Genomic DNA, 18,349 nt, shown 5'->3' on the forward strand with positions numbered 1-18,349 from the left:
TTGTAATAGGTTATGATTTTTCTAATTCGATTTTAAAATGCTCTACACATTCAAATTTCTTTCCAATAAAGTAATTCGAGCATTGAACCTTCTTATAATTCACTTTTTGCCCACGGTTCGCTAACTCATCCCGTATACGGCGGTAGCAATAACGTCCAAGCCCTTCATGTTCCTCATAAATCGCTTGAATTTCAGTCTTTAAATCGAAATCTGGGTATGGACGCTCCATCTTCCTTACTAAATTGTAATATGTACCACGTGGGGTGTGTGAAACTGCCACTAGTGCTTTTACCGGGTATTTATACCTTAATTCATAGATGACTTTTACTTTTGTTTGTCGAACTTAAGTGGTACTTTAACCTCATGTATATTTCCTAACATTTCTCTGGAGGATATAGGTACTTTAAACCACCCTCTATCGTTCTCTCTCTAAATTAAACAATATAAATTGATGTAATAATCCTAAAGCGCTTATTAATATATAGGAATATGCGCCTTTACAGGTGTTGATTCTTATACTAAAATATATATTATTTTAATATAGTTTAATACAGGAGATGTGGAAGTTTTTGATTAAATTAGATAATGAAAAGCAAAAATTATACAATAGAAATCTAAATGTTGACATTATTAGAACTATTGCTGTTTTTGCTGTACTCTCAGTTCATTTTTTCTTGAATAATGGTTTTTATTCAGAAAATATTCAGGGAAGAGATATGTTAATTGCTACAATAATGAGAAGCTCTTTTATGATATGTGTGCCATTATTTATAATTTTAACAGGCTATCTAATGTGTTATAAGAAATTATCTAAAAGTTATTATTTTGGTATTATAAAAACACTTTCTATTTATGTACTAGCTACAATATGTATATTAATATATCAAGGTATTTTTTTGAAAAGTGAAATTAGTATAAATCAAGGTATTTTTAACATTTTGTCTTTTAAGCAATATTCTTGGTATGTAGAAATGTATATAGGACTTTTTATGCTAATACCTTTCTTAAATTTGATATATAATAATCTTTCAGAAAAAAAACATAAATTATACTTAATTATTACATTATTGATATTGGTTACTATACCAACAATGACAAATATATATGATTTTTTTACAATGAATTGGATTGATAAGCCTAGTATTTCTAATGATTATCAAAAAATATTACCGTTTTGGTGGTCTGGCTTTTACCCATTAGTTTATTACTTTATTGGTGCTTATATTAGAGAATATAAAGACTCAATAAAGTTATCACTCAGAAAGAATTTCTTTGCAATAATTATTTGTATGATAGTATTTGGTCTGTTTTCATATTGGAGATCATATGATTCCAATTTTATATGGGGTATATGGAGTTCATGGGGAAGCGTAGGGAACGTTATTAACTCTGTTTTGGTGTTTATATTTTTTATCAGAATAAATACTAAATCAGTTAATTTAGTTGTAAGAAAAATTTTTAAAGTAATAGCTGATTTGTCTTTTGGAATTTATATAGTCTCATGGATTTTTGACAAACATTTTTATGCGATTCTTAATGCTAATATCGAAAATGTAGGTGACAAAACTCCATATTATTTCATTATAGTACCAGTTGTATTTTGTTGCTCTCTTATTTTATCTTATATTATTAATGTTATCTATAACGTTATTGCAAAAATTGGTAGTAAAATATCTGGAGTAATAAATTTTTGAGGAGCTTATTTAGCTCCTCTTATTTTTTGAATGCACCAGACTTTAATTCTTTAATATAACATGTATTTTAAACTTAAAAACAAGGATGTATAAAAAATGAAACAGTGAAACACTTGAATCTCTTGTAAATACTGAGTGTAACAGATGTAACGCTTATTTTATTATTAAGTAAGATGTTATTTAAAATATGGATACCTCAAATTATTGTATGGGGATTTAACTTGATATACAGCGGAGATGATAAGATTATTGCTGATTTTCTTGAGCCCATGTCAAAAAATCAGAATATTAAATTGAAATTACTGCTGAGTTAGATGAGCCATTGATTGGTTCGATAGCAGCTCAGTAATTGTCGTGGATGAAGTATTAGCTGAATGGAATGATGGAACGATATCTTATACCTTTGTGTTAGATATTGAGTAGCATTAATAAGATTAATTAAAGGGTTTCTTTACTGAGTGAATCGCTCCCTGATATTAAATTTAAAATCTCTATTCCTTCATTATCTTAACCATTAAATGTATAATATATGAGGTATAATAGTAAAGTTGCTTCATTTATACATAGAAACTTGGAGAAACCAAGGGATTGTAACAAAAAGTATTGAAGTAAAAGCTTATTCGTATTACTATTTTTAAGTAGATATATAGTGGAAAGAGAGTGTTCATAATGGGACGTAAATGGAATAACATTAAAGAGAAAAAGGCTTCTAAGGATGCTAATACCAGTCGTATTTATGCCAAATTTGGACGTGAAATATACGTAGCTGCAAAACAGGGTGAACCAAGCCCCGAATCTAACCAAGCATTAAAAATGGTACTTGAACGTGCAAAAACATACAGTGTACCAAAAGCAATTATTGATCGTGCGATTGAGAAAGCTAAAGGCGGAGCAGAAGAAAACTATGATGAGCTTCGTTATGAAGGTTTTGGGCCAAATGGTTCCATGGTGATTGTGGATGCATTAACGAATAATGTTAATCGTACAGCTTCAGAAGTCCGTGCAGCGTTTGGTAAGAATGGCGGGAATATGGGTGTCAGCGGATCTGTTGCCTATATGTTTGATGCTACAGCAGTTTTTGGTATTGAAGGGAAAACATCTGATGAAGTGCTTGAATTGCTAATGGAAGCAGATATAGATGTTCGTGATATCCTGGAAGAAGATGAGGCGGTTATCATCTATGCAGAACCGCATCAATTCCATGCTGTTCAAGAAGCATTGAAAAATGTGGGAATTACAGAATTCACTGTGGCAGAGCTTACCATGCTTGCTCAAAATGATGTAACATTGGATCCAGATGCACAGGCGCAATTTGAAAAAATGATTGATGCAATTGAAGATTTAGAGGATGTTCAGCAAGTTTATCATAATGTTGATCTTGGTGAATAATTTTATTTAATGTCTCTCCGGGGTATTCCTTTGGAGAGACTTTTTGTTTAAAGAAGGGGGATACAAGGTAATAAAATGTTAAAACATTTATTACTGGAGGTTTATCATATGCCCTACAAATCTGTTAGTGAACTCCCAGATTCCGTAAAGGACTCGTTACCGCATCATGCTCAGGAAATATTTAAAGAAGCCTTTAATTCGGCAAGAGAAGAATATGATGAAGAAGAAACAGCTTTTAAAGTAGCCTGGAGTGCGGTGAAAAATAAATACAAGAAAAACGATGATGGCGAATGGGTAGAAAAAGAATAGGCTAATTTAAGAGGAATACTCCTTTCGATTATGGAGTATTCCTTGTTTTTTCATAAAGAATTTTTAAATCATAAAATTTAGGGTGATTTAATAAATGAAGATTATCTGATAAGAGAATTTCTTTTAGGGCATCTTCCTTTGAAATGGGGTAGCCAATGCTTTCTTGTTCAATCCATTGCCTTTGTTCAATAATCAGATAGCTGCCATCTTCCAAGCATGATATTCCTTTATGATAGGATAAGCCATCATTTAGTTGCTCCCAGTAATCTCGTTCAGTTTCTCCTTGAATGGATGCAAATAGTATATGTAATGGGTCATTTCCAAATACTTTAGCCATCTGACAATCTCCTTACATAACCGATTTAAGAATATGATGTCCGAATGATATTCAGCTATACGGCTAATTCCTAATTGTATAAATTTAGATAAATCCTCAAATAATGAAATCATAATTCAGAAGAAAAAATAAAAAATCGGCAAGCAATAGTAGCTTACCGATTTTGATTGATAAAGATATGCTTATAGGCTTCTTGCGCCTAAGTATTTTGGTTTCCAATAGGATGATGTCATATCAGCCTGTACAACACCGCTGGAGCCAGCGTGGATGAATTTATTGTTTCCAACATAGATTCCCATATGAGAAGCACCGGAAGTATATGTTTCAAAGAATACAAAGTCACCTACAGAAGGTGTGTTTACTTTCTTCATAGTAGAGAAGTAAGTTGCTGTGTTAGTACGTGTAAAGCTTGGGCGTTCTTGTTTAACGATATAGTAAATGAACCCGCTGCAATCGAATCCTGATGGTGTTGTTCCACCCCATTTATAAGGAGTGCCAATTAAACTTTTTGCCGTAGCAACCATGCGCTCAGCTTCTGATTTTGTAACCGTACTGCCTGAAGTGGTACCAGTTGAAGTAGTTGATTTGCTTACAACCAATACTTGTCCAACATAAATGGTGTCGCTTTTTAAATTATTCCAAGATTTTAAGTTTGCAACAGTTGTATTATAGGTATTTGCAATTTTCCATAAAGAATCACCGGATTTTACTGTATATTTCTTTGTAGAAGTGCTTGCAGTCGTATTTTCACCAATATTAAGTGTTTGACCTATGTAAATAGTATCAGACGTTAGGTTGTTTTCCTTTTTGATTGCAGACACAGTAGTATTATATTTAACTGCTAATTTCCATAAAGAATCACCTTTAGAAACTGTGACGGTAGCAGCAGAAGCAGCACCAGCAAAAATAGAAGACGCCAGGACAGCGGTAGCAGTAATAGATAAAACTTTATTCTTCATGTTGACCCCCACTAAACTTAGTAAAATTTTAAAGTACTAGCCTAGTGTAGTAGATTCGACAAAAAATTACTAGGTATGTTTCCTAAATGTAACAAAACAGAAAGTTTATTGTAATAAAAGTGAGTTTTCTGTGTTTGGATAAGTTTACTTAATTGTAAAATTTTTATATTCAGTAGCGACCTGAGTGTTAACCTCTACATGGTTTATTCGACTATATTTTGGGCCTATTCTAATTTTGCCAAGAAAATGATCCAATGCTTCTTCTATTCCTTGTGCAACAATTTCTACATCACCATTTACTAAATTACGCACCCACCCGTGTATATCATAATCTTTTGCTGTAAGCAGAGTAAAATAGCGAAATCCTACACCTTGAACAATCCCAGAGACAATTATGTGATATTGCTTCATTATTTATCCTCCTATTCTGATATATAGATAGAATCCCAATATCTTTAATCCCAAGCATCTCAAATATTTAGAATTTACATGAGTGTACAAGACTAGGTGCTTCAGCACTACTTGTTTTAAGAATTCATATTTCTATATTTTAATGGTACTTATTTTTTATTTAACTATCAACAATAGGATGACGTACTAACCAAAGCTCTAATGGAATTCCTTATATGGTAGAATATAGTAAATGAAATTTATAGGGAGTAGGAGAGTGTCGTGTTGAAATACATATATTTAGTTCGACATTGTTGAGGCTACCGGACAGGGTTCTGAATGTGATTTAACAGAAAAAGGGAAAATACAGGCGAGGGAACTAGCTGATTTTTTTAACTCTATTTCAATAGAGCGTATAGTCTGCAGTCCATATAAAAGGGCAATTGAGTCTTCTGAAGCAATTGCTGAAGAAAAGAATATACAGCTCGAATATGATGATCGTTTAAAGGAACGGATCTTATCTGGACATGATTTACCTGATTGGAAAAATAGATTATACCAATCGTTTTTGGAACGTGATGTTAAATTAGCCGGAGGAGAATCCAGCAATGAGGCTGCTAAAAGAGGTTTTACTGTAATAAAGGAGGCATTGGATAGCGAGAATCTCAATATATTAATCGTAACACATGGTAACTTACTGACTTTAATCCTAAATCATCTGGATGAATCCTTTGGTTACGAAACTTGGTTGGGTCTGACTAATCCGGATGTGTATTGTTTAAAGATAGATGAGGATCAAAGCAATATCACAAGGGTGTGGAAGTAAGTCACTGATGACATCTCCGTTTTTGATTAGCAAGGTGAATAGGAGAGAATAAAATTTAGATTTCATGTCTTAGCATACATATTAATGGTTACTTTCCATGACTCGTTTAAATTTGTCGGAGGTTTATAAAATGAAAAAAAGAATCATTTTAACAGGTGGGGGATCAACTGGGCATGTTGCTGTCAATTTGGCGCTCATTCCCTATTTGATTGAAAGGGATTGGGAGATTTACTATATAGGATCTAAAGAGGGAATTGAAGTCTCTTTGATAAAGGAGTTTGATCGTGTCACTTATTTTCCAATATCCACAGGTAAACTTCGCAGATATATGGATATAAAAAATGTAAAAGACCCTTTTAATATTTTGAAAGGCTTTATGCAATCAAGAAAGATTATTAAGCGATTACAGCCGTCCATAATCTTTTCAAAAGGTGGCTTTGTTTCCGTTCCTGTCATTCTTGCTGCGGCGAGTAGAAAAGTACCGATCATTTCGCATGAGTCAGACATTACACCAGGGTTGGCCAATAAGCTATCATTGCCTTTTGTTCAAAAAATTTGTTATACCTTTCCGGAGGCTAAAAATCATATTCCTGCAGAAAAGTCTTTTTTCTTAGGGCCCATCGTAAGAGATGAACTGCGTCAGGGTGACCCATCGATTGGAATGAAAATATGCCAATTTAATACAAGGAAACCTGGATTATTGATCATGGGAGGCAGTCAGGGTTCTGAAGCAGTGAATAAGGCTTTGCGTACGGACTTGGATCGATTGCTCAAAACCTTTAATGTCATTCATTTATGCGGAAAAGGAAAAGTAGATTCCACCCTACATCGTGATGGATATGCTCAGTTTGAATATATTAACCAAGGCTTGGCAGATATATTGGCTATGACAGCTGTGGCTGTTTCAAGGGCCGGTTCAAATTCTATTTTTGAATTTTTAAGTTTAAAAATTCCAATGGTCTTAATCCCGTTATCAAGGCAAGCCAGCAGAGGCGATCAAATCATGAATGCTGAATCATTTAAAAAGCAGGGTTTTGCCTATGTTATTGAAGAGGATGAGCTTTCGTTAAACACGTTAGCTGATAAGGTAGAAACTATATTTAAAAACAAACAGATGATTATCGATAAAATGAACAATTTTGAGGAAGAAGATGGACTGGAACGCTTGTATGAATTGATTGATACCTATAAAATTTAATGTTGAAATGATAAGTATTATTCTATATACGAAAAAAGCATTAAAACAGAACACTAAACAGGATTTGTAGCCAAAAAGTAGGAGTGTCGGAGCAATGAATCTTAAATGTTATACCCAATATGATGGACTTGGGTTAGCGAAGCTTGTAAAGGAAAAACAAGTATCCGCAATAGAATTAATAGAGGACGCATTTGAACAAATAAATGAACTAAATCCTAAAACAAATGCAGTTGTTCGAACTAGATTCGAAAAGGCAATGATGGAAACTGGAAAGTCTGAATCTATATACGGACCTTTTGCAGGAGTACCTATCTTATTAAAAGACTTATCACAATCTATTAAAGGCGAACCGATTACAGCGGGTTCAAAATTACATGTAAATCGGATTGCTAAACGGGATTCTAATTTTGTGAAAAAAATTCGTGAGGCAGGATTTGTCATTATTGGACAGACGAGTTCTCCGGAGTTTGGTCTGAAAAATATTACTGAGCCAGCTGTATATGGAGCGACACGTAATCCATGGAACCTGCAGCATTCATCGGGTGGATCAAGCGGCGGAGCATCAGCCAGTATAACTTCAGGTATGGTCCCAATTAGCGGTGCCAGTGATGGCGGCGGCTCTATTCGTATACCGGCATCATTCACTGGATTAGTAGGCTTGAAGCCAACAAGGGGAAGGACACCCGTTGGTCCAGGTGTGGGCCGCCAATGGCATGGAGCTGCGGTAGATTTTGCCTTAACCAAAACGGTTCGTGATAGTGCAGCTATGCTGGATGCCTTGCAAATCATTCAGCCGGATACTGCCTTTCAGGTACCTTTATATAATGGGAGCTATTTGAAGGAGCTTTCGAATCCATTGAAAGAAAGGTTTGAAATTGCTTTTTCCACAAAGTCTCCGGTGGGAACACCCGTTAGTGAAGAAGCTGTAGAAGCGGTACATAAGACAGTCAAATGGCTGGAACAGGCAGGGTTCACCGTTGAAGAATGTGATAATGGGGTAGATGGAATCCGCCTTATGGAAAATTACTATATTATGAATAGCGGAGAAATGGCAGCAGATATACTGTCCATTGAGGAAGCCATTGGACGGCCGATTACCGTTAATGATATAGAGATAGTCACATGGGTACTCAGAACTGCCGGGCAGAATGTATCAGCTGTTCAATTTACACGCAGTTTAGCTGAATGGGATACGGCAGCTGCACAAATGGCCAGGTTCAATGAGGATTATGATTTGTATTTGACGCCGGCAACAGCTTTCTCAGCTCCAAAGGTGGGCGAATTGACGCATACGGATGAACAGAGCTTGCAGTTATTGAAAGTAAATGAACTAAAACCCTCTGAACAGTTAGCAATGGTCTATGAAATGTTTAAACCAAGTTTAACGTATACGCCTTTTACACAGTTGGCGAACATCATCGGACAGCCTGCGATTAGCTTGCCTGTTCATATGACAGATTCTGGCTTACCCCTTGGAGTGCAATTGATGGCTCCAAAGGGAAGGGAAGATTGGCTTCTTAAAATAGGAGCGTTGTTAGAGCAATCCGATATATGGGTTGGACAGAAAGGGAATCCATATATTGGATGGCGATAAAAGTGATAGATCGACTAGAAGATGCGTGTAATTCAGTTGGTCAATTAAAACAGTCATTTCACTTGTTTATATTTATGAGAATTCCTATATATCGAAAATATCTTCCGTTTACATTTTCAACATGATATATTAATAATACGAAAATTTAAAACAATCATAAGTGCTCACTATTGTGAGGTAAAAGGGAATCCAGTGTAAATCTGGAACAGCCCCCGCTACTGTAAGAGCTGATGAAATCACGTGACCACCTTTAAATGAGGGAAGGTGTGAGAGTAAAGTGAAGCTCAGAGTCAGGAAACCTGCTTATGAATGTGTATTGCTTACTTTTCGGTGGGAAAAGGGATGGCGAACGTAGAGATGATTGTGTCTTTGCGCTGATTTTGACAGCGTTTTTTTGTCTGTGCATGAATCAAGCCTGTTTTCCTTAACCGGGAAGACAGGCTTTTTTATGTTTAATATTTCAGCGTGAATTCGCTAAATATAATAAATTTTGGAAAAGGGAGAATAGTGAGATGAAAAAGATTGCAAGCTTATCACTTTTGGTGTTCTTATCCGTTTTTGCATTGTTTGCATGCGGAAATGATGAGACAGTAAATAACCAGAAAAATGAAACAAACCAGGAAACTAGCGAGTATCCGAAAACACTGACAGATGGTCGTGGAGAAAAGGTAACAATAAAAGAAAAACCTTCAAGGATTGTTTCAACAACGTTGGCCATTGATGAATATTTATTGCCATTGGCAGAAGAGGAACGGATTGCAGCGGTTACGAAAATGTCGACAGACTCAGGGATTTCGAATGTAGCAGATCTAACAGATGGAATTGATACAAAAATTGAATCAGTTACATCTGAATTGGTGCTGTCACTTCAGCCTGATTTAGTGCTGATTCCTTCCTATGTAGATCCTGAGGTTCTTAAACAAATTGATGCTGCAGACATCACCACCTACCAACTTAAAGATGATTCCTCTATATCAGGTGTATTGGAGGGTCTAATGGAGGTTGGTACCATTGTTGGCGAAGAAGATAAAGCAGAAGAAATCATAGCTGATGTCAAAAAGAGGATGTCAGATTTACAAACGAAAGCAAAAGCACAAACAGATAAAAAACGAGTGGTTTACTGGACACAGCAAAATTCTTCAGTTACTGAGAATACTACAATAGGAGAAATCATCACCTTAGCAGGCGGGATAAATGCCATTACAGAAGCGGGCATTACCGGTGAAGAGTATCCTGATTATCCGAATCTTTCAAAGGAAAAATTAGTTGAGTTAAATCCAGATGTGATTATTACAAGTGATTGGCAGTATGATGGCTCAAAAGCAACATTCGTCGAGGAATGGAAAAAGGATCCGGCTCTTAAAAATGTGAAGGCCTTTAAGAATAATGAAGTGCATGTAATAGACAGTGCAAATTTAACAACGGCATCCCATTTTGTGATTGAGGGAGCAGAAGATATTTATAAAGTTCTTTATGGAGAATAATATGGCTTTTAAACAGTCTAAACAGGTACTTATTTTCATAATCCTGATTTGTTCCTTGCTCGCATCGTTGCTTTTAGCAACGATGTATGGCGGGGTCATCGTTCCATTTACGGAAACTGTGAAAGTATTACTCTCATTGCTTCCGTTTATAGAGTTTGACTATAACCCGATGTATGAAACAATCCTCGTTCAGATTCGCCTGGGGCGGGTTGTTGTAGCTGGATTAGTTGGGGCAGGTCTGGCTATATCGGGAGTTGTGATGCAAAGTGTTTTTCGCAACCCGATGGCTGATCCGGGAATTATTGGTGTATCTTCAGGCGGAGCGTTCGGAGGAGTGCTGGCCATCTATTTTGGTTTGTCAGCTGTCCATTCTCTTTTCGTCCCGTTAATGGGGTTTATCCTGGCTGCCTTGACACTGTTTACAATCTATTTGATTGCGACGAACAATGGAAAAACTTCAGTGTTGACGTTGCTACTGACGGGTATTGCGATTAGTTCATTTTTGTCAGCCAGTACTTCCCTGCTGATCTCTTTTTCGAATGCAGGAGTAATGCAGCAGATTGTCCAATGGATGATGGGAAACTTAAACGGGCGTGATTGGAGTCATGTGCAACTATTGATTGTCCCTGTTTTATTTTCGATTTGTCTCTTTTTGTACTATGCAAACGACTTGGATATCTTTCTGCTGGGTGAAGAACAGGCACAAAATATGGGGATTTCTGTTCAGCGAACCCGTAATCTGTTGTTAATTACTGCTTCATTAGTGACTGGAATGAGTGTTTCATTAACAGGAGCCATCGGATTTGTTGGTTTGATTGTCCCTCATATGATCCGTATGATCATTGGGCCCTCCCATTGGAATTTGCTGTTGGCCAGTGCCCTTGGGGGAGCGAGCTTCTTAATTATAGCTGATTTAATCTCCCGTTTGGCCATCAGGCCTGCTGAGATTCAAATCGGTATTATCACTGCTTTTTTCGGCGCTCCGTTTTTCCTTTATTTAATTTTAAAGAATAAAAAGAAGGGGGAACTATGAGATGGCAGCTGTTTTGAATGTGGAGAAACTCAGCTTTAGTCGTGGGAAGCAGGTGATTTTAAAAGCAATGGATATCTCTTTGGAAACTAACCAGTTCACTTGCTTGATTGGTCCGAATGGTACCGGAAAATCTACTTTGCTTCGTTTAATGGCTGGATTGTTAAAGCCAACTGCAGGTTCAATAGAATTCAAGAATCAAACTCTCTCTGAGATGACTACTCTTGAAGTGGCCAAAGCCATCACCTATATGCCACAAAGCACGGTCCTTGACTATGAATTTACAGTGAGTCAGGTAGTACTTATGGGAAGGCATCCGCATCGGAAGAAATGGCAATTCTCACAAAAAGATGATACTCAACTGGCAGAGAAAGCGATGAAACAAACAGGAATTCATCATTTGAGAGACCGTTATATCACATCCCTATCAGGAGGAGAACGTCAGCTTGTTTTCTTAGCTAAAGCCATCACTCAGAATTCTGAGGTTATTTTGTTGGATGAGCCAACTTCAGATCTGGATATTTATCATCAGGTCCAAATTGCCGAGGTCATCCGGGAGCTTGTAAAAGAGGGAAAGGCTGTCTTCGCGGCCATCCATGATATTAATTTAGCCACTCGCTATTGTGATCGACTCATACTTATGGGAAATGGAGAACTCGTTGCAGCAGGGGAACCCGAACAAGTCATTACGGATCTTAACTTGATGCGTATTTTTAAAACTCATACGTATACATACAATGATTCCTATTTTGGAAAAAGGCAGATGATTCCTTATGCCATAGATATAAAAGGGGAGGCATGAAGAATTCATGTGCGATGGCCTTCTATGTGAAGGCGTCGCGGAGTTACCATTATTTCATACTAAAACCTAAGTTTTAAATAAGGGGGAATGAACCTTGAAAAAAGACTGGCGTTACTCCAGTTATCCATTCATGAGAGAAAAAAGCTGTTTAGTTGATTATGAGATTCGCACTGATAGTTTAACCACAAGGCTTGGAGCTGTTTTCCCGTTATTGACTGAGAAAGAGCAAGCAGTCATTGATGACCTTCGTAAGGTTCAAGCGCTATGCTATCATGTGAACGGTTCTGTGCGCGGAAAATTGGCGATAACTGAAGCAGATTTACAGTGGTTGAGTGATAGATATGATTTTTATGTTGAGAAAACAGGGGAAAAGGTAAAACAATTCGTATTACCGCAAGGAAGCAACGCTGCATGCGCACTTCATGTCGTACGCAGTGAGGCCAAGAAATCCTATCGTGCCCTGCATAAAGTTAGTGAAGAGCGAGAAGTGCTAGACATCTTATTTGATTTCCTAGGATTGCTCGCAAATGTTTGTTTTGTGATGGCTGTTTATGTAAATCAGGTGAACGGCATACAGGAAATTCCTTTTGTCAGTAAATCATATGCTGTGAAAAAGAAATGAATGTTTAAGCCTACATCTAAAATAATAGAGTTAGATAGATCTTGTTATCCATTTTTAATGAAGAGAGAATGTATGATTTGATAAAAAGAAAAGCACGATTCTTTCATAACCAAAGAAAGAATCGTGCTTTTTTATGGATGAAAAGAGGACACATTAGTAGGGAATGTAATTCTAGCCATGTTACGATTAAGTTATATTAAAAAGAAACAAGCAGAAGTAAAATTTGAGTTTAATTAAACCGGAAACTAAATACTTTAGGAGTGTTGCCACCGTGCTGGATAAATTTAAACAGAAATTTAACGAAATAAGTAAAAATGGAGTGACCGTTCCTATTAAGCCAGTAATGTTAGAACAACTAATAAAAAGACAGTCTGGCCAAAAAGATATAAAAGTAGAAATAACAACAGGCCATTTGAACATTCGAGGTAAAACAGATAAAAATGTTTCATATATGATAAGCCTGAAACCAATTCATATGGAAAAAAGAGTGATTATTTTTGAAATTGAGAGTATGAAGCCGATTGATATAAAGATAGATGAAATTAAAATTTTTAACAGTCCGCCATTTTCAAATTACACAAATCAGACGATTAAAATGGATTTTAATTCCTGGGGTATCGTCAAAAAGATACCTGTTGGAAAAATTAAATCGTATGAGATGAATGATGGGACAATCAAGTTAACATTATCATTATAAAGAAGAGCGAGGATTTCCGTAAAAGTGCGGAAATCCTTTTTTTGGACCAAAAAGATTAGATGTAGCACCTATTTTAGATAGAAATCCTCTAAATCATTCATAGATACTTCGCACTGGTTAAAAGGTAGAACAAGTTTTGTATATTTGTCTGTTTGTATGATACTTTATGACTGAAATTATTAGTAAGTATTCATAAATAAAAATGTGTAAACTAGATTATATTTAAAAATAGAATTATAGGCTGTGGAAAGTGGAGAGTGAAAAAGGAAAATATGCCAGAAACCAACTATAACTGTGGATATGCCAGAAACCAACTATAACTGTGGGTTAAAAGTTTAATATAAACCGGGAAAATTAGTTGATAAAAGCGTTATGGAATTATTTCGAAGTACAAATTTACTTATTTATATTAAATTTTCAAAATATTTTGCTATTTATATTTTATTTGTGTTAATATATCTAAATACTAATATCTCCAATAAAGGAAGGATGCAGAAAAAAGAAAACATAACACCTTTATTTTTCAGAATATTTAATTAACTACTAAGGGGCGATGGGGATGAAGAGAAAAGAATATATTATTGATCGAATGTATAAGGCATCTACGGGAATCGCAAATGCCGTTTTAGTAACATTAGGAATCGGTCTATTATTCGAATCAATTGGGGGTTACTTTGATTGGCAAATATTCCTTACTATTGGAGGAGCGGCAAAGGTCTTGCTTGCGCCTGCTCTTGGTGCAGGGATTGCCTATCAGCTTGGAGGTAACTCATTAGTACAATTTAGTGCAATGGCATGTGCCTCTGTTGGTGGAGCCGCTATTCAAAAAACAGCAGAAGGTGCTTTTACGATTGTCACTGGACAACCTATATCAGCTGTATTGGCTGCACTCATCGCTACATATATAGGCAAGAGGATGGTTGGTAAAACAAAATTGGACATTATGGCAATTCCGATTACAGCTATTTTTATTGGTGGGATTTCCGGAGTTGGATTAGCAGCGGTGACAACACCATTACTAACAAGGATAAGTGCACAAATTACAGCTTCTGTAGAAGGCTCACCTTTAATTGGATCGATTGTCTTATCCTTAATATTTAGTCTTTTATTAATGACCCCAGCTTCATCAGCTGCGCTTGCGATTGCTCTGCAGTTGGACCCAGTATCAAGTGCAGCAGCCTTGATTGGCTGTACGGTACAATTTGTAGCCTTTACAGCAATGAGCTATAAAGATAATGATTTAGGTGGCTTTCTTGCACAATCAATCGTGACACCAAAGGTACAGTTTCCAAATTTGATAAAAAACCCAATCTACATTATACCTGCGTTTACGGCTGCCGCAATTGCTGCGCCAATAGCTACGATGGTCTTTGATTTTAAAGTACCGTATGAACTAGGCGGGATGGGGCTAAGCTCGTTGATTGCACCGATAAACATCTTAGCTAATCAAGGGATGGGCATATTCCTCAACTATGTAGGAATAGGGATGGTGCTTCCTGTTATGATTGCTCTTGCGATTCACCGCCTCCTAAAAATGGCTGGAAAGGTTAAAGCAGGTGATCTTCATCTTGAAGTTCAATAGTTGTCTGCTTTGTCTCTTTTGAAATATTGACTCAGATAGGGGTTTAGGTAAATCATACGAAGAAGAGAATCTATTTTGATAGAATGTGTTAAAAATGAACCTAAACAATGATGAATAGAGAAAGTTAGTTCTATTTTCATTTTATTGAACATATAAAAATTTTACGTGGTGGGTAGATGGTTTCTGTATGATGCAGAGACCATCTTTCTTCGTGTACAGAATGATAGCTTAGTTGCTTGTTGATTTAAAATATAAAGTACTTCAGTTTACTTAAGTACAAAGAATGTTTCAGGTGGGCCATGAGTTTAAGAATATGGCTAGAATATTTCACGATTATTCTTTGGGGGATAATATGTCTTCGTAATCAATAATCAGATTATTGTTGGGGTGAAAAATATCTCCATTATGTAAGAGAATTCTGCAATATAGTAGCAGATACATATAATTAATGACATTTGTATGTTGATGGGCAACTTTCCTTCTGTCAAAGAGGACTTATTCAAGAATTACGGATCTTTTTGGTAAGGGAAAATGATTCAACTGCCTGAAAATCTTCTTTCGTGTATTTTATATGAAGGTATAGGTATAAAGTCCATATTTCTGAATCATATTCTTCTAAAAATAGGAAAACGTAAACTGTTCTTCAGAAAGCTAGTTTACTAGAATGGAAGGGTGTAATTATGAAAACGATTACATATATGAATTTATGCAATCGTTTGCCTACTAAGAGAAGAATGAAGGAGGAGTGGAAGATGTCTGTGAGAAAGAAGAGAATTATCGCGTGGCTAGGCACATTTTGCTTGTTATTGACAATGCTCCCTCAGCTAAGTGCAAAAGCAGAAGATGGAAACACGGAGATTGTCATCCATTATCAGGAAAATGATGATGCAAAGGATTGGAATCTATGGGTATGGCCTGAAAATGGAGAAGGTCATGTCGAACAGTTTGAGGAAGAAGATGCATTTGGAAAGGTTGCGAGATTTACACTGGAGGGACTTCATGAGCGGGTTGGCTTTATTATTCGTACTGATTCATGGGAAAAAGATGGAGGCGACCGTTGGATTGAAGGAATAAAGGATGGAAAGGCGGAGGTGTGGATTATTTCAGGAGATGATGAAGTGTACTATTCAGAACCAAACAGTGAGCCGAGCATCAAAAAGGCAGCGATGGACAGCTTTACAGAAATCACTGTCACGACAAATAATCCACTTGATATAAACAGAACAGTGATTGAGCTTGAAAATGCACCCATTCAAGCAATTATTCCTGAGGAAGGGAATAACTCAGTAACAAATAAGTTTACGATAAAAACAAACAAGAAGCTTGATGTGCGTGGAAGCTATGCCGTGAGAATTGAGGGCTATGGAGAGCGGGCTGTTGAGATAGGAGGAGTGGTGCGGACAGAGGAGTTTGATCGCCAGTATTATTATGGTGGCAATGATCTTGGGAACACCTACTCACGTTTTTCGACCAACTTCCGTTTATGGGCTCCAACAGCTCAAGAGGCAAAGCTCGTTCTTTATGAAAATTGGAATGATCCTAAGGGCAAGGAAATTACGATGAAGTCGGATAAAAAGGGGACATGGACGGCTAAATTAAAAGGAAATCAGGATGGTCTCTTTTACACATATAAAGTGAATATAGGTGGGAAATGGACAGAGGCTGTTGATCCATATGTAAAGGCAGCGTCAGTCAATGGTCAAAAAGGAGCCGTGATAGAATTAGCGAAAACAAATCCGAAGGGCTGGGATAAACATAAGAGACCAAAGTTAGCGAATCCAGAGAGTTCAATTATTTATGAATTGCATGTACGCGACTTGTCCATCCAGTCAGAAAGCGGAATTAAGCAAAAGGGGAAATATTTAGGCGTTACGGAGAAAGGTACAAAGGGACCAAATGGGCTTCCAACCGGTCTTGATCATATACAATCATTGGGAGTAACTCATGTTCAATTTTTGCCAATCTATGATTATAAAACAGTAGATGAAACAAAGCTTGACGAGCCACAGTATAACTGGGGGTATGACCCACAAAACTACAATGTACCGGAAGGGTCTTATTCTACCAATCCCTATGAACCTAAAGTGAGAATAAAAGAACTGAAGCAAATGATCCAAACGCTCCATAAGGAGGACCTACGTGTAGTAATGGATGTTGTCTACAACCATATGTATGATGCTGCAGAGTCAAACTTTCAAAAGTTGGTTCCTGGCTATTACTACCGCTACAACGAGGATGGTACATTGGCCAATGGTACCGGTGTCGGCAATGATACTGCCTCCGAGCGAAGAATGATGCGTAAATTCATCGTCGACTCCTCAAGCTATTGGGCGAAGGAATATAAACTGGACGGATTTCGATTTGATTTAATGGGAATCCATGATGTTGAGACAATGAATGATGTAAGGAAGGCTTTGAAGCGTATTGACCCATCATTTATTATCCATGGGGAAGGTTGGGATTTAAATACTCCGCTTGCGGCTGACATAAAGGCAAATCAGAAAAATGCTGAAAAAATGCCTGGCATTGCTCATTTCAATGATGACATTCGAGATGGACTGAAGGGCAGCGTATTTGAAGAGCAGGATAATGGATTCGTAAATGGAAAATTGAATATGGAAGATCGGATCAAAAAAGGCATCATGGCCGGTCTTGATTATGATAATAACCAGGCGACATACCGTGATCCGGAACAGGTCATCACTTATGTAGAAGCACATGATAATCACACCCTTTGGGACAAGTTGGAATTGACGAATCCAAATGCAAGTTATGAAGAGAAAAAACAAAGACATAAACTGGCCTCGTCTATCATTTTAACTTCACAGGGGATCCCATTTATTCATGCCGGACAGGAATTTATGCGAACTAAGTATGGAGACCATAATAGCTATAAATCCCCAGATGAAATTAATCAATTAGATTGGAAACGGAATGCAGAATTTGTGAATGAAGTGAAATATATGTCGGGGTTGATAGATCTTCGTAAAAACCATCCAGTATTCAGGATGACGGAGGCCAGCGCAATAAAGGATAGTATTCGCTTTTTGGATGCACCGGTAAATACGATTGTCTATACGATTACTGAACCATCAAGAGGAAAGCAATATGAGAGCTATTTTGTAGCACATAATGCTAACACAAATGATGTTGAAGTTGTACTTCCAAGGAACGCTGTATGGAATGTACTCGTTAATGCGAATGAGGCTTCCTCGAAACCCATATATAAATTGAAAGGTGATAAGGTAATTATTCCAGCATTAAGTACGGTTGTGCTCCAAGAAAAGGGGAAAAGATATAAAAAGAAGCGCTGATGCATAGTTTATCGTTTATCCATGGCCAAACAGCCCTGTCATCATAATGACAGAGCTGTTTGTTTTTTTATTAAGTTTTTTAAAACGAATTAGCTAAGACTTCAATAACCAACTATGCCCCG

16 protein-coding genes, 1 pseudogene and 1 riboswitch are annotated in these 18,349 nt (G+C 36.7%); of the genes and pseudogenes, 13 read left to right on the forward strand and 4 right to left on the reverse strand.

What is annotated here, in order from left to right; translation table 11 throughout:
* Positions 1-82 precede the first annotated feature (82 nt).
* A pseudogene (locus tag AC4G3O_RS10455) lies at positions 83-340 on the reverse strand (IS3 family transposase); the annotation flags it as partial.
* A gap of 229 nt (positions 341-569) precedes the next feature.
* Between AC4G3O_RS10455 and AC4G3O_RS10460 the strand changes: the two are divergent.
* The 3 genes from AC4G3O_RS10460 to AC4G3O_RS10470 all read left to right on the forward strand — a co-directional run bounded on the left by AC4G3O_RS10460 (position 570) and on the right by AC4G3O_RS10470 (position 3,392).
* A complete protein-coding gene (locus AC4G3O_RS10460; protein WP_491089946.1) occupies positions 570-1,694 on the forward strand; it encodes an acyltransferase in 1,125 nt (374 codons plus the stop codon).
* 669 nt (positions 1,695-2,363) lie between these two features.
* Positions 2,364-3,083: a YebC/PmpR family DNA-binding transcriptional regulator gene (locus AC4G3O_RS10465; protein WP_066099835.1), complete on the forward strand. Its 720-nt coding sequence runs from the start codon at positions 2,364-2,366 to the stop codon at positions 3,081-3,083.
* A 108-nt stretch (positions 3,084-3,191) separates the two neighbouring features.
* Positions 3,192-3,392, forward strand: coding sequence for a ChaB family protein (locus AC4G3O_RS10470; RefSeq protein ID WP_066102205.1), 201 nt, complete (start codon positions 3,192-3,194; stop codon positions 3,390-3,392).
* Between the two features lie 28 nt (positions 3,393-3,420).
* Here AC4G3O_RS10470 and AC4G3O_RS10475 read toward each other — a convergent pair whose 3' ends face one another.
* From AC4G3O_RS10475 to AC4G3O_RS10485, 3 genes are all read right to left on the reverse strand, one after another.
* The gene (locus AC4G3O_RS10475; protein WP_066099832.1) at positions 3,421-3,729 is read right to left on the reverse strand and encodes a hypothetical protein; all 309 of its coding nucleotides are present in this window, start codon (positions 3,727-3,729) and stop codon (positions 3,421-3,423) included.
* A 182-nt stretch (positions 3,730-3,911) separates the two neighbouring features.
* Positions 3,912-4,688: a C40 family peptidase gene (locus AC4G3O_RS10480; protein WP_066099829.1), complete on the reverse strand. Its 777-nt coding sequence runs from the start codon at positions 4,686-4,688 to the stop codon at positions 3,912-3,914.
* Between the two features lie 144 nt (positions 4,689-4,832).
* Positions 4,833-5,099, reverse strand: a complete 267-nt coding sequence (locus AC4G3O_RS10485; RefSeq protein WP_491136136.1) for an acylphosphatase — start codon at positions 5,097-5,099, stop codon at positions 4,833-4,835.
* Positions 5,100-5,442: 343 nt separating this feature from the next.
* Here AC4G3O_RS10485 and AC4G3O_RS10490 point away from each other — a divergent pair, with 343 nt between their 5' ends.
* The 10 genes from AC4G3O_RS10490 (at position 5,443) to pulA (ending at position 18,227) form a co-directional block, all read left to right on the forward strand.
* Positions 5,443-5,904, forward strand: coding sequence for a histidine phosphatase family protein (locus tag AC4G3O_RS10490; protein ID WP_491136183.1), 462 nt, complete (start codon positions 5,443-5,445; stop codon positions 5,902-5,904).
* Between the two features lie 130 nt (positions 5,905-6,034).
* Positions 6,035-7,102: an undecaprenyldiphospho-muramoylpentapeptide beta-N-acetylglucosaminyltransferase gene (gene murG, locus AC4G3O_RS10495; RefSeq protein ID WP_491136137.1), complete on the forward strand. Its 1,068-nt coding sequence runs from the start codon at positions 6,035-6,037 to the stop codon at positions 7,100-7,102.
* Between the two features lie 94 nt (positions 7,103-7,196).
* Entirely contained in the window at positions 7,197-8,696 is a 1,500-nt protein-coding gene (locus tag AC4G3O_RS10500; RefSeq protein WP_491136138.1) for an amidase, read from the forward strand.
* Between the two features lie 141 nt (positions 8,697-8,837).
* A riboswitch (cobalamin riboswitch) is annotated at positions 8,838-9,017 on the forward strand.
* A gap of 191 nt (positions 9,018-9,208) precedes the next feature.
* Entirely contained in the window at positions 9,209-10,180 is a 972-nt protein-coding gene (locus AC4G3O_RS10505; protein ID WP_491136139.1) for an ABC transporter substrate-binding protein, read from the forward strand.
* Position 10,181: 1 nt separating this feature from the next.
* Positions 10,182-11,213 carry a FecCD family ABC transporter permease gene (locus AC4G3O_RS10510; protein WP_490558332.1) on the forward strand — a complete coding sequence of 344 codons (1,032 nt, stop codon included), beginning with the start codon at positions 10,182-10,184 and terminating at the stop codon, positions 11,211-11,213.
* Between the two features lies 1 nt (position 11,214).
* A complete protein-coding gene (locus AC4G3O_RS10515) occupies positions 11,215-12,012 on the forward strand; it encodes an ABC transporter ATP-binding protein (RefSeq protein WP_490558333.1) in 798 nt (265 codons plus the stop codon).
* A gap of 94 nt (positions 12,013-12,106) precedes the next feature.
* Complete coding sequence (locus tag AC4G3O_RS10520) at positions 12,107-12,634, forward strand: hypothetical protein (RefSeq protein WP_066099799.1); 528 nt, start codon at positions 12,107-12,109, stop codon at positions 12,632-12,634.
* A gap of 271 nt (positions 12,635-12,905) precedes the next feature.
* The gene (locus AC4G3O_RS10525) at positions 12,906-13,331 is read left to right on the forward strand and encodes a hypothetical protein (RefSeq protein ID WP_490558334.1); all 426 of its coding nucleotides are present in this window, start codon (positions 12,906-12,908) and stop codon (positions 13,329-13,331) included.
* A gap of 553 nt (positions 13,332-13,884) precedes the next feature.
* Positions 13,885-14,913, forward strand: coding sequence for a PTS sugar transporter subunit IIC (locus AC4G3O_RS10530; protein ID WP_066099792.1), 1,029 nt, complete (start codon positions 13,885-13,887; stop codon positions 14,911-14,913).
* 752 nt (positions 14,914-15,665) lie between these two features.
* Complete coding sequence (gene pulA / locus AC4G3O_RS10535) at positions 15,666-18,227, forward strand: type I pullulanase (RefSeq protein ID WP_490558375.1); 2,562 nt, start codon at positions 15,666-15,668, stop codon at positions 18,225-18,227.
* Positions 18,228-18,349: the final 122 nt, after the last annotated feature.

Source organism: Bacillus sp. z14 (2026), from assembly GCF_058313575.1.